Annotated in this window: 12 protein-coding genes; 8 read left to right on the forward strand and 4 right to left on the reverse strand. The window is 67.3% G+C overall.

The window, feature by feature from the left end:
* Positions 1-4 precede the first annotated feature (4 nt).
* Both J2X92_RS17865 and J2X92_RS17870 read right to left on the reverse strand, forming a co-directional pair.
* Positions 5-1,078: an L-idonate 5-dehydrogenase gene (locus J2X92_RS17865; protein WP_307577293.1), complete on the reverse strand. Its 1,074-nt coding sequence runs from the start codon at positions 1,076-1,078 to the stop codon at positions 5-7.
* A 19-nt stretch (positions 1,079-1,097) separates the two neighbouring features.
* A complete protein-coding gene (locus J2X92_RS17870; protein ID WP_307577295.1) occupies positions 1,098-2,051 on the reverse strand; it encodes a 2-hydroxyacid dehydrogenase in 954 nt (317 codons plus the stop codon).
* A gap of 182 nt (positions 2,052-2,233) precedes the next feature.
* On the opposite strand from J2X92_RS17870, the gene J2X92_RS17875 reads away from it, so the two are divergent.
* The 4 genes from J2X92_RS17875 (at position 2,234) to J2X92_RS17890 (ending at position 4,870) form a co-directional block, all read left to right on the forward strand.
* A complete protein-coding gene (locus tag J2X92_RS17875) occupies positions 2,234-2,995 on the forward strand; it encodes an SDR family oxidoreductase (protein WP_307577296.1) in 762 nt (253 codons plus the stop codon).
* A 5-nt stretch (positions 2,996-3,000) separates the two neighbouring features.
* Positions 3,001-3,570 carry a gluconokinase gene (locus tag J2X92_RS17880; protein ID WP_307577298.1) on the forward strand — a complete coding sequence of 190 codons (570 nt, stop codon included), beginning with the start codon at positions 3,001-3,003 and terminating at the stop codon, positions 3,568-3,570.
* Positions 3,567-4,463, forward strand: a complete 897-nt coding sequence (locus tag J2X92_RS17885) for an NAD(P)-dependent oxidoreductase (protein ID WP_307577300.1) — start codon at positions 3,567-3,569, stop codon at positions 4,461-4,463. The genes J2X92_RS17880 and J2X92_RS17885 overlap by 4 nt, the downstream gene beginning before the upstream one ends.
* Positions 4,464-4,531: 68 nt before the next feature.
* Complete coding sequence (locus J2X92_RS17890) at positions 4,532-4,870, forward strand: hypothetical protein (RefSeq protein WP_307577301.1); 339 nt, start codon at positions 4,532-4,534, stop codon at positions 4,868-4,870.
* Positions 4,871-4,886: 16 nt separating this feature from the next.
* Here the strand turns inward: J2X92_RS17890 and J2X92_RS17895 are convergent, their stop codons facing one another.
* The gene (locus J2X92_RS17895; protein WP_307577303.1) at positions 4,887-5,810 is read right to left on the reverse strand and encodes a LysR family transcriptional regulator; all 924 of its coding nucleotides are present in this window, start codon (positions 5,808-5,810) and stop codon (positions 4,887-4,889) included.
* A 233-nt stretch (positions 5,811-6,043) separates the two neighbouring features.
* Between J2X92_RS17895 and xylF the strand changes: the two genes are divergently transcribed.
* The 4 genes from xylF (at position 6,044) to J2X92_RS17915 (ending at position 10,349) form a co-directional block, all read left to right on the forward strand.
* Complete coding sequence (xylF, locus tag J2X92_RS17900; RefSeq protein WP_307577305.1) at positions 6,044-7,066, forward strand: D-xylose ABC transporter substrate-binding protein; 1,023 nt, start codon at positions 6,044-6,046, stop codon at positions 7,064-7,066.
* Between the two features lie 113 nt (positions 7,067-7,179).
* Positions 7,180-8,370 carry a sugar ABC transporter permease gene (locus tag J2X92_RS17905; RefSeq protein WP_307577307.1) on the forward strand — a complete coding sequence of 397 codons (1,191 nt, stop codon included), beginning with the start codon at positions 7,180-7,182 and terminating at the stop codon, positions 8,368-8,370.
* A 1-nt stretch (position 8,371) separates the two neighbouring features.
* Positions 8,372-9,148: an ATP-binding cassette domain-containing protein gene (locus J2X92_RS17910; protein WP_307577309.1), complete on the forward strand. Its 777-nt coding sequence runs from the start codon at positions 8,372-8,374 to the stop codon at positions 9,146-9,148.
* Between the two features lie 40 nt (positions 9,149-9,188).
* Positions 9,189-10,349, forward strand: coding sequence for an ROK family transcriptional regulator (locus J2X92_RS17915; protein WP_307577311.1), 1,161 nt, complete (start codon positions 9,189-9,191; stop codon positions 10,347-10,349).
* Positions 10,350-10,425: 76 nt separating this feature from the next.
* On the opposite strand, the gene J2X92_RS17920 is transcribed toward J2X92_RS17915, so the two are convergent.
* Positions 10,426-11,718 carry a helix-turn-helix domain-containing protein gene (locus tag J2X92_RS17920; RefSeq protein ID WP_307577313.1) on the reverse strand — a complete coding sequence of 431 codons (1,293 nt, stop codon included), beginning with the start codon at positions 11,716-11,718 and terminating at the stop codon, positions 10,426-10,428.
* Between the last annotated feature and the right edge of the window lies 1 nt (position 11,719).

The following is an 11,719-nucleotide window of genomic DNA, read 5'->3' on the forward strand; positions in this document are numbered from 1 at the left end:
CCGATCAGGCCGCGGCGGTTTCCGCGCCGGCGTCGGCAAAGTCGATCAGCACCTTCATCGCGCGTTGGCGGTCGCTCGCCAGTTCGAAGGCCTCACGTGCCTGCTGCATCGGGAAGGTGTGCGACACCACGGGCGACAGGTCGACCCGGCCTTCGTTGATGAGCCGCACCGCCAGCGCGAACTCCGCGTGGAAGCGGAACGAGCCGCAGATGCTGAGCTCCTTCGCCACCACCATGTTCTGCGGAATGCTCACGTCGCCGCCCAGGCCCAGTTGCACCACCACGCCGCGCGGGCGCATCACTTCGAGCCCGTCGCGCAGCGCGCGCTCGTTGCCCGAGCATTCGAGCATCACGTCGAAGGTGCCCTTGTCGGCCGAATAGCGCGACACCCAGGCCTTGTCCTGCGCGACGTTGATGGTCTGATCGGCGCCAATGGCGCGCGCAATGGCCAGTGGCTCGTCGACCACGTCGGTGGCGGTGATCTCGGCAGCGCCGTGCGCACGGGCGGCCGCAATGGCCAGCACGCCGATAGGCCCGCAGCCCGACACCAGCACCCGCTTGCCCAAGAGCGGACCTGCGCGCGAAACGCCATGCAGCCCCACCGAGAACGGCTCGGCCAGCGCCGCCAGGCGCAGCGGCACATGCTCCGCCACCTTCACGCACTGCGAGGCTTCGCATAGCAGCATGTTGCGGAACGCACCCTGCACGTGCGGCGTGCGCATGGCGCTGCCGTAGAAGCGCATGTCCAGGCACTGGTTGGGCAGGCCTTCGAGGCAGAACTTGCAGGCGCCGCACGGGCGGCTCGGGTTGATGGCCACCTTGTCGCCGATGCGCACACTGTCAACGCCGGGCGCCGTGGCCACCACGGTGCCCGCCACTTCGTGGCCCAGCACCATCGGCTCCTTGATTCGAACGGTGCCGAAGCCGCCGTTGTGAAAGTAATGCAGATCGGAGCCGCAGATGCCGCCCATGCCCACCTTCACCAACACTTGGCCCGGGCCGATGTCTCCGGCGTCCTGTTCCTCCAGGCGCAGGTCATCGGGGGCATGGATCACGAGGCACATACAACGCATACGCATGGGGTTCTCCTTCAGGCCGTCAGGCGACCGGGGTAACGAGGGGCTGGCCACCGAAATGGGCCTGCAGATTACGGCGAACCAGATCACCCATGGCTCGGCGCGTCTGTTCGGTGCCGCTGCCATGGTGCGGATGCAGCACCACATTGTCGAGCGCCGCAAAACGCGGGTCGATGCGCGGCTCGTTCAGGAACACGTCGAGCGCGGCGCCCGCGATCGTGCGCTGCTCGAGCGCTTGCAGCAGCGCGCCCTCGTCCACCGTGGTGCCGCGCGACACGTTCACCAGCCAGCCCTTGGGGCCGAGTGCCTGCAGCACCTCGGCATCGACGATGCCGCGCGTTGCCTCGCCGCCAGGCAGGATGACGATGAGCACGTCGCACCAGTCGGCCATGGCCGTGAGACTGTTGAAGTGGCGCAGCGGGCTGTCCTCGCGCGCCGTGCGGCTGAAGTAGCCCAGCTCCATTTCGAAGCCCGAGAGACGCCTTGCAATGGTGCTGCCGATGCGCCCGAATCCGGCAATGCCCACGCGCTGACCGAACACGCGCGTTGTCAGCGGCATCGGGGTCTTGGCCCATTCGCCGCTGCGCACGAAGCGGTCGCCGTCCGAAATGCGCCGCTGCAGCGCCAGCGTGAGCCCGACGGCAAGGTCGGCCACATCGCCGTTGAGCACGTCGGGCGTGTTGGTGACGCGGATGCCGCGCGCGCGGCAGGCGGCAAGGTCGATGCCGTCGGTGCCCACGCCGTAGCAGGCGACCAGCTCCAGGTTGGGCAGCGACGCAATCAGCTCGGTACTGGCGCCCAACTCGCCCCGCGTGGCTATCGCGCGGATCGACTGCGCGTGCTCGGCAATGAAGGCCTGCCGGTCGGCCGCTTCCCACCAGCGAAGCAGCGTGTAGCTCGCCGCCATAGGCGCCATGTCCCATTCGGGATAGGGGCCCGGCATCAGCACGTGCGGGGGTGTGGTGGCAGCGGTCAAGCGGAATCTCCCAAGGGATAGCGCCGGCTGGCGCAATAAAGATACCGGTAACTTTAACTGCTACCTAGGTGCCTTGGTAGGATGCCCTTACGAGGTTTTCACCATTGACGGCTCAATTGGATACCGGTAACGTATTTGAACTGCCGCCTCGTGCGCATTTCGCTCATCCTCTGGAGCTCCGCTTGAAACTGTTCGACCTCTCCGGGCGCACCGCCCTCATCACCGGCTCCAGCAAGGGCATCGGCTTTGCGCTGGCTGCGGCGCTGGGCTCGGCCGGCGCACGCATCGTGCTCAACGCGCGCGATGCCGGCGCGCTGGAAGCGGCGCGGGACAACTTGCGCGCCCGCGGTGTCGCGGCCGAGGCCATGGCATTCGACGTGACCGACGCCGCCGCGGTGGAAGCAGGCGTGGCCCGCATCGAAGCCGAGGTCGGCGCCATCGACATTCTGGTCAACAACGCCGGGATGCAACATCGTGGCGCGTTCGCGGAGTTTCCGATCGACGCCTGGCACAAGATCACTACCACCAACATCGACAGCGTGTTCTTCGTCGGCCGCTTCGTGGCGCAGCGCATGATCGAGCGCAAGCGCGGCAAGATCATCAACGTCTGCTCGGTGCAAAGCGAGCTGGGCCGCCCCGGCATCGCGCCCTATGCCGCCACCAAGGGCGCGGTGAAGATGCTCACCAAGGGCATGGCCATCGACCTCGGCAAGCACGGCATCCAGGTCAACGGCTTGGGTCCGGGCTACTTCAAAACCGAACTCACGCAGACGCTGGTCGCCGACGAGGCATTCACCGCGTGGCTTTCCGGCCGCACGCCCGCCGGGCGCTGGGGCGACGTGGAAGAACTCGGCGGCGCCGCGATCTTTCTCGCGTCGGATGCATCCAGCTTCGTCAACGGCCACATCCTGTACGTGGACGGCGGCATAACTGCCAGCCTTTGATTCCCATGGCTCCGCTGCAGCAACCATTCCGGGCGCGGCTGGCCGTGGTGGTGATGGGCGTCTCGGGCACCGGCAAGAGCAGCGTGGCCGCCGCCCTGGCCTGCGTGCTGGGCGTGCCCTGGGTCGACGGCGACGACCTGCACTTGCCCGAGGCCGTGGCGCGCATGCGCGGCGGCGTGCCGCTCTGCGACGAGGACCGCTGGCCCTGGCTGGAACGCATCGGTGCACGGTTGAGCGACGAGGCCGCGGCGCCGGCGGGCGTGGTGGTGGCTTGCTCGGCGCTGAAGCGCGCTTACCGCGACCGCCTGCGCGCGGCAGCGCCCGGCCTGCACTTCGTGTGCCTCGACGGGCCGCGCGCACTGGTCCGCCACCGCCTGGAGGCGCGCAGCGGGCACTACATGCCACCGGCCCTGCTCGACAGCCAACTGCAGGCCTTCGAGAAACCCGGTGCGGACGAGCCGGAGGTGCTGCACGCGGCCATCGACGAGCCGGTGCCGCTGATCGTGGCTTCCGTGGGGGCGCGCCTGATCGCGTGCGCACAGAATTGCGCCTTCCCACTGAAAGCTGCCGCATGACTTTTCCAGCTCAACGCGTGGCCGTGATCGGCGTCGGCATCATGGGCTCGGCCATTGCGCGCCGCCTGCTCGAATGCGGCCACGCGGTATGCGTGTTCGATCTCGACACCGCCAAGGTCGCGGCGCTGGTGCAACAGGGCGCGCAGGCCGCCGCCAGCGCGGCTGAGGCCGCGGGCTCTGCTGACTTCGTCATCACCAGCCTCAATTCGGCCGCGGTGGTGGAGCGTGCGCTGTTCGGCGACACCGGCGTGGCCGCCGCTTCCCCGGTTGATTCGCGCCGGCTGTTGATCGACATGTCGTCCATCGACCCGTCTTCCACGCGCCGGCTCGCGCAGATGCTGCGCGAGCGCACCGGCATGGGCTTCGTCGATGCGCCGCTCTCGGGCGGTGCGCCCAAGGCCCTTGTCGGTCAGTTGACGGTCATGGCGGGCGGCAGCGAGGACGACGTGGCACGCGCGCGCGCCGTGATGGACAGCCTGTGCGCCAACTACACCCGCATGGGCGAAAGCGGCGCCGGCCAGACCACCAAACTGGTCAACCAGCTGCTCTGCGCCATTGGTTTCCAGGCCGTGGCCGAGGCGGTCCGGCTGGCCGAAGCCGGCGGCGTCGATGCCACGAAGCTGCACACCGCGCTGGCCGGTGGGCGGGCCGACAGCCAGATCCTGCGCGAGTTCGGTCCCAAGATGGCTGCACGCGATTTCACGCCCACCGGACGCATCGACAACATGCTCAAGGACCTGGAGGCGGTGCAGGCTTTTGCACAGGCCGAACGCCTGCCGCTGCCGCTGGCGGGCGCGGTATCCGAGCTGCACCGCGCCTTCGTGGCGGCCGGGCTCGGAGCCGAGGACACGGCCGCCATGATGCGCCAGTTCAACGGCTACGCGCGCGATTGAAAACGCACAGGGGGCCGCATCCAGCGCGCCGCTCCACAACATACTTCAACCAGTAAAAGAAGACACCCATGTTCATCCGTTGCGCGTTTTTCCGAGGCAAGGTCAAGGCCGGCATGGAAGAGGCTTTCGACCGGCACGTGCACGAGAAGCTGGTGCCGCTCTGGACCCGCTTCCCCGGGGTGCTCGAGGTGCGCGTGCTGCGCCAGATCGAAAGCGACGTGAGCGATCCCGAACTGGCCATGGTGCTGTCGACCCGCTATGCCAGCCGCGAAGACATCGCGCTGGCGCTCGATTCACCCGTGCGCTACGAAAGCCGCGAGCTCTCCAAGCGCCTGTTCGAGATGTTCGACGGCACGGTCTTTCACACGGTGTTCAGCGCCGAAGAATTTCCGCTCGCCGGCGCTTGATGCGGCGGTCGCCAGACTAGCGGCGCTTTCCGCCGTCGCTCCCTGCCTTTGAAGTCCGGGCTTTTTCACCCGTGGCTTCGGCCGCCTCCCGCAAGCATTGCGCAAACTGCGCGACCACGGGCGGGCTCGCCCTCGGCTTGCGTTGAAGAAGACCCACCTCGCGACAGAACGTGAGCTCGCCGAGCGAAAGCACGCGAACGCCCGAAGGAAGGGGAAGATGCGCCTCGACCAGCGGAACCAGCGCAACGCCCAGTCCCTTGGCGACCATGTGGATGAGCCCTGGAATCTCGTCCAGCTCGATGGCGTCTTTCACCGCAATGCCTTCGTGCCGAAGAAATCTTTCGACCATGCGGCCACCGAACGATGCCCGGTCGTAGCGCAGGAAGGGCTGTTCCTGCAGGAGCATGCGCCAGTCTTTTCCGGGCACCTTCGTCGGCGTGATAAGAACGTAAGGCTCGTGCACCAGCGATTGCCACATCAGCTCCGGAAGAATCCCGAAGGGCGGCCGGATCATCACCGCCGCGTCGATCTTGCCGGCGTCGAGCTCGTCCATCAGCCGCATCGACACGCCCGGCGACACATGGACGCGCAGCAGCGGCAGCGTGGTGCGCAGCTTTGCAAGTGCCCTCGCCACAAGCGTCGATTGGGCCGAGGCAATGGCGCCGATCCGCAGCAGTCCGCCGTTCGCCGCGTCATTGGGCAGTTCTCCGAGCTTTGCATAGAGCGCGCAGATCTCCTCGGCGCGTCCGAGCGTCGTCTCGCCGGCCGCATTCAAGGTGGCCGAACGCCCCGTCCTGTCGAAGAGCTCGAACCCCAGGGCCTCTTCGAGCCGCTTGATCTGGCTGCTGACCGCCGACTGGGTCAGGCCGATCCGGTCTCCCGCGGCGGCGAAGGTGCCATGGCGGCAAACGGCGATAAAGGTTCTGAGCTCGTTGATCACGAACCGAGCATCTCAAGAATCGTTGCTTCGTTCAATGACCGATCACGTCGATGTGTTTTTGATCTGAGCATCGAAAACCGAAATGCTTTACCGAAGCCGACACGCGCCTCCGTTCCCCGGGAATTCCCGGATGCCCATCGTGCAGCAGCGATGGGATAGTTAGTTCGCCCTTCAAACTAACTAATTTCTTACACGGCTTTTTCGCCGGGCAAAACCTCCAAGGAGAGACATCGATGCAACTCAAGCACACCCTGGCCGCCATGGCCTTCGGCCTCACCGCAGTGGGCGCAGTGGCGCAAACCGTGGTCGGCGTGAGCTGGTCCAACTTCCAGGAAGAGCGTTGGAAGACCGACGAGGCCGCGATCAAGGCCCAGCTTGAGAAGCTCGGCGCCAAGTACATCAGCGCCGACGCGGGCGGCTCGCCGGAGAAGCAGCTGGGCGACATCGAGGGGTTGATGTCCAAGGGCGCCAAGGCCCTTATCGTGCTGGCGATGGACAAGGACGCGATCCTGCCCGCCATCACCAAGGCCACGCGCCAGAAAGTGCCCGTGGTCGCGTACGACCGGTTGATCGAAGCACCCGGTGTCTTCTACATCACCTTCGACAACGTCGAGGTCGGCCGCATGGAGGCGCGCGAGGTCTTCAAGGTCAAGCCCAAGGGCAACTACGTGATCATCAAGGGCTCGCCGAGCGACCCGAACGCCGACTTCTTGCGCGCAGGCCAGCAAGAGGTGCTGGACGCCGCCGTGAAGAAGGGCGACATCAAGATCGTCGGCGACGAGTACACCGAAGGCTGGAAGCCCGAGGTCGCGCAAAAGAACATGGAGCAGATCCTCACCAAGGTCGGCAACAAGGTCGATGCGGTCGTGGCGGCCAACGACGGCACGGCCGGCGGCGCGGTGGCCGCGCTCACGGCCAAGGGCCTGCGCGGCGTTCCGGTGTCGGGACAGGACGCGGACTTTGCCGCGCTCAACCGCATTGCGCTGGGGACGCAGACCGCCACCGTCTTCAAGGACTCGCGCGAGCTCGGCCGAGAAGCCGCCAGCGCAGCCATCGCGCTCACACAAGGCAAGCCGGCCGAGAAGGCCGCGCCGTGGAATTCGGGGCCGAAGAAGATCTCGCTCTCGTCGCGCCTGCTCACGCCGGTGCCGATCACGCGCGACAACCTCGACGTGGTCGTGAAGGCCGGCTGGATCAAGAAGGACGAGCTCTGCAAGGGCGTCCCGGCCGCCAGCGCGCCAGCCGCCTGCAAGTAGCGAGCGCGCCCGCAGGCGCTCCCCGATCTGTGCCGTCTCGCGGTTCCGGCCGGCCCGAAGGCCGGGCCGGCGCGTGGCCGCGCACCTGTTTCTTCTTCGAGAGGATCTGAAAAATGAGCAATCAAACGCCAGGCTGGTGGCGGCGCGCGGGCGTCGATCTGCGGCTCCTGCTGATGAGCGTGCTGCTGGTCGTCATGGGCATCGTCTTCAACGTGATGTCCGGCGGCGTGTTCCTGTCGCCCGAAAACCTCTACAACGTGGCGCAGCAGACGGCCGTGGTGGGCATCGTCGCGACCGTGATGGTGCTGGTCATCGTGGCGCGGCACATCGACTTGTCCGTGGGCTCGGTCATGGGCTTTGTCGGCGTGCTGATCGCCTACCTGCAATACACATCGGGCTGGTCGTGGCCTACGGCCTGCCTGGCCGGCTTGGCGGTGGCGCTGCTGGTGTCGATCTACCAGGGCTGGCTCACGGCGATGCTGGGCGTGCCTTCGTTCGTGGTCACGCTCGGCGGCCTGATGTCGTTTCGCGGCGCCGCGTTCCTGGTGGCCGACGGCAAGACGCAGCCGGTGAACGACGAGTTCTTCCAACGCCTGGGCGGCGGCTACGACGGCGGCATCGGCACCACCGCGACCTGGGTTCTCGCAGCGTTTGTGGCGGTGGTGCTGTTCGCGCGCATGCTGCAGAAGCGCCGCGCGCGCGCCCATCATGAAATGCCTAACGAGCCGCTGTGGCTCGAGCTGCTGCTGACGGCCGTGCCGGTGGCGGTGGTGTTCGTCTTCGCGGCAGTCATGAACAACTACCAGATCGCGTCGAAGGACGCGCCGCAGGGCCTGCCCATTCCGGTACTGATCTGGGCCGTGGTGGCCATCGTGCTGTCGTTCATCGTGCACCGCACGCGCTTCGGGCGCTACGTGTTCGCGATGGGCGGCAACCCCGATGCGGCCGCGCTGGTGGGCATTCCGGTCAAGCGCGTCACGCTGATGCTGTTCGCGCTGCTCGCGGTGCTGGTCACGGTGGCGGCCATCGTGTCGATTGCCCGGCTCAATGCCGGCACCAACTCGCTCGGCACAGGCATGGAGCTGTACGTGATCGCGGCCGCCGTCATCGGCGGCACGGCGCTCGCGGGCGGCAGCGGTTCGATCTTCGGCTCGGTGCTGGGCGCGCTCATCATGCAATCGCTCGACAGCGGCATGCTGCTGCTCGACGTGCCCATCGGCAAGCGCATGGTGATCATCGGGCAGGTGCTGATCGTGGCGGTGGTGTTCGACGTTCTCTATCGCAAGCGCTTCGGGGAGAACTGAGATGAGCACCATCGACACATCCAGACCCCTCGTCGAACTGCGCGAGATTCGCAAGGCCTTCGGCGGCGTGAAGGCGGTGGACGGCGTGAGCGTCAACCTCCATCCCGGCGAAGTGGTCGCGGTGCTCGGCCACAACGGGGCCGGCAAGTCCACGCTCATGAAAATGCTTGCGGGCGCCTACCCGATCGACTCGGGCGACACGCTTATCGCGGGCGAGAAGGTTCACATCCGCACGCCCGCCGAGGCGCAGGCGCTGGGCATCGAGACCATCTACCAGACGCTCGCATTGGCCGACAACCTCGACTCGGTGTCCAACCTCTTTCTCGGCCGCGAGAAGATGACGCGCTGGAACACGCTCGACGATCATTTCATGGAAGTGCAGGCGCGCAAGGTGTTTCATCGCCTGAACAAGAACTTCACCAACATCCGCATTCCGGTGCGCCGCCTCTCTGGCGGGCAGCGGCAGGTGGTGGCGATCTCGCGCGCGCTGTACTTCAATGCGCGCATTCTCATCATGGACGAGCCCTGCGCCGCGCTCGGCCCCGAAGAAACCGCGATGGTCGGGGGGCTCGTGAAGCAGCTCAAAGCCGATGGCGTCGGCATCTTCCTGATCACGCACGACATGCCCGACGTGTTCTCGCTGAGCGACCGCGTCGCGGTCATGAAGAACGGCAAGCTCGTCGGCACCTACCGCACCGCGGACGTCACCGAAGACGAAGTGCTCGGGATGATCATCGCCGGCAAGCGTCCTGAAGGAAAAGAGCAGGCGCACAGGTGAACGCAGGCGCGCCCGTGGTTCGCAGGTTGGGGGTCGGATCATGACCATCGGCGATCAGCAGCTGCTCAAGCGGATGAACCGCAGCGTCTTGCTGCGTTTGCTGCGCGCCCGTCCGGGACTATCGCGTGCGCGGCTCGCCGACGAAAGCGGCCTCACCAAATCGACCGTGAGCCTGCTGGTGCGCGAGCTGCTCGACGAGGGCTGGCTCAGCGAGGCGGGTACGACTGTTGCCGATGGCTTGGGGCGGCCCTCCACGCCACTGCAGATCAACGTCGGCGTGCGCGCGTTGATGGGCGTCGAGATCGCCGTCGAAACCGTGCGTCTGGCCTGTGTCTCGCTGCAGGGCGAGGTGCTCCATGCCGACACGCATGCGCTGACCGACAGCGCACCGGCAGGCGTCTGCGCGCAGGTAGCGCGCATGGCCGCGGAGGCGCACCGGCAGCTGAACGAAAGGGGGCTGCGCCTGTCGAGCATCGGCGTCTGCGTGCCCGGCGCGGTGGACGATTGCACCGGCGTGGTTCGCTTTGCGCCCAACCTCGGCTGGCGCAACGTGAGCCTGCTGCCCGCGCTCGAGCAAGCCTTTGCCGCGGCGGGCCTGCCGGGCGTCACGGTGCAGCTGCAGAACGATGCCGATGCCGCCGCGCTCGGCGAGTACGAATTCTTCGGCGGCGAAGGCGGCGATCCGCTGATTTTCGTCAGCTGCGACGTGGGCGTCGGTGCCGGCGTGGTGCTGAATGATCGCCTCTTCACCGGCGCACAAGGCATGGCGGGCGAGATCGGCCACACCATCCTGGAGATCGACGGGCCGCTGTGCTCATGCGGCCGAAGGGGCTGCGCCGAAGCCTTCTTCGGCTCGCGCGCGCTGGAGCGCGAGGCGCCCGACACGGCGCGCGCGGCCGCCTTCTTCGGCGTGCTGCTGCAGAACCTGTGGGTCACCTTCGATCCGCGTGCGATCGTGCTTGGCGGCAAGTCGTGCACTCACCATCGCGGCTTGGCTGAAGCGGCCTTCGACATGGTGAAGCGCCATGCCGATGCGGCCGGCATGCCCGCGCCCGAGCTGCGGCTGGCCCACCATGGCGAGCTGGCGCCTGCGGTGGGTGCGGCCGCGCTGGCCCTGCACGAGTACCTGCGGCCGCTTCAGCCCGATGCGCGCGCGCGCCGCGCACGCGCTGCGCGCGAGTACGGAATACCTTCGGCCTGAGAGACTGCAGGCAAGGCCGCGGCAGCACCGCCGATGCACGGCGACATGCGCATACGCCGGCGCACGCAGCCTTGCCCTAGCTTCCGAGGTTTGCCCTCTCCGGAAAGAATCCGCCCGGCGCTGCGCTTTTGTCTTCCTCGCGCCATTCGCGCAGCCGCCGGTACAGCGTGCCGCGCGACACGCCCAGCTGCCGCGCCGCCTGCGAAACGTTGCCGCCTTGCGCGGCCAGCGCATCCTCGATCAGCTTGCGGCTGTGCTCGCGCAGAGTCTCGCCCTGAAGCGTCTCTGGCTCCCGTGCGTGCGAAGCGCCGGCGTCTGAGGGCGCAGTCTCGATCGGTGCTGGCGCCGTCGTCACCACTGAACTGGTCTCACCCGGCATCGCCACCGCATGCCTGAAATCCGCGCCGTCCGCTGCCTTGAGCCGCGCCTGCACCCACACGCCAAGGCCGCTGGCCAGGCGCAGCGGCTGGGCGGCTTCGCGCCGTTCGAGGCGCAGCAGGCTCGCAAGATCGTGGCCCAGCATGGACTCGACGTCGCGCTCGCAGGCCTCCTCCGGCAAGCGGCCTATCAGCCGTGCGCCGGCGCCGTTGAGCCAGTCGATGGTGCCGTCGGGCGCCACGCCGGCCAGTGCTTCCATCGGCGTGCCCAGCAAGCTAGGACTGGCCTGGAAGCGCAGGATCAAGTGGTCGCGCGATTGGGCCTGCAGCAGCCGATTCTCGATGGTTGTGGCGTAGAGCGCCACCATCGAGGCCGCGTCGAAACCGAAGCGCCGCGCCTCCATCGTGATGTCGAGCACGCCGGCCAAACGCCCCGTCACGTCGCGGATGGGCGCCGCGGCGCATTGCATCTGGGACAGCACGTCGAAATAGTGCTCCGCACCGTCGACAGTGCAGGCCTGCCCCGTGGTCGCCACAATGCCCGGCGCCGTGGTGCCGACCATGCGCTCGGAAATGTTCACGCCCACGCGCGCGGTCTTGCGCAACACCGGCTGGTGCGCCCCGGTCGGATGCTGCGTGACGTGCACCACCACGCCTTCGCCGTCGGTCAGGATCACACGGGAGTCGGTGCCCGAGAGCGCGTTTTCCATGCTCGCGAGCTCCTGCTGCGCAACCTCGAGCAGTTCGCGGTTGCGCGCCAGTGTGGCGTGCAGCCGGCTTGGAGTGACCGCATCGAAAGGCACGATGCGTTGGCGGTCGCTGTGATTGCGGGTGCAGCGCAGCCACGACTGGATCACGGCTTCGCCGACGAGCCCCGATGGGCGCACGCCTTCCTCGAAGAACTGCTGCCGCGCGAGCGCCACGCGCTGCGCGGGCGTGGTGGAAAAGAGTTGGCGCGGCGCGGTGGCCGTGCCCAGCCTTTCGAAAGCCATG

This window comes from Variovorax paradoxus, assembly GCF_030811855.1.
GTDB classification, from domain to species: domain Bacteria; phylum Pseudomonadota; class Gammaproteobacteria; order Burkholderiales; family Burkholderiaceae_C; genus Variovorax; species Variovorax paradoxus_L.

Bases quoted from the DNA above. Each gene is read 5' to 3' on its own strand.
- J2X92_RS17865 (WP_307577293.1), bottom strand. From the start codon at position 1,078: ATGCGTATGCGTTGTATGTGCCTCGTGATCCATGCCCCCGATGACCTG.
- J2X92_RS17880 (WP_307577298.1), top strand. From the start codon at position 3,001: ATGGCTCCGCTGCAGCAACCATTCCGGGCGCGGCTGGCCGTGGTGGTG.
- J2X92_RS17885 (WP_307577300.1), top strand. From the start codon at position 3,567: ATGACTTTTCCAGCTCAACGCGTGGCCGTGATCGGCGTCGGCATCATG.
- J2X92_RS17890 (WP_307577301.1), top strand. From the start codon at position 4,532: ATGTTCATCCGTTGCGCGTTTTTCCGAGGCAAGGTCAAGGCCGGCATG.
- xylF (WP_307577305.1), top strand. From the start codon at position 6,044: ATGCAACTCAAGCACACCCTGGCCGCCATGGCCTTCGGCCTCACCGCA.
- J2X92_RS17905 (WP_307577307.1), top strand. From the start codon at position 7,180: ATGAGCAATCAAACGCCAGGCTGGTGGCGGCGCGCGGGCGTCGATCTG.
- J2X92_RS17910 (WP_307577309.1), top strand. From the start codon at position 8,372: ATGAGCACCATCGACACATCCAGACCCCTCGTCGAACTGCGCGAGATT.
- J2X92_RS17915 (WP_307577311.1), top strand. From the start codon at position 9,189: ATGACCATCGGCGATCAGCAGCTGCTCAAGCGGATGAACCGCAGCGTC.
- J2X92_RS17920 (WP_307577313.1), bottom strand. From the start codon at position 11,718: ATGGCTTTCGAAAGGCTGGGCACGGCCACCGCGCCGCGCCAACTCTTT.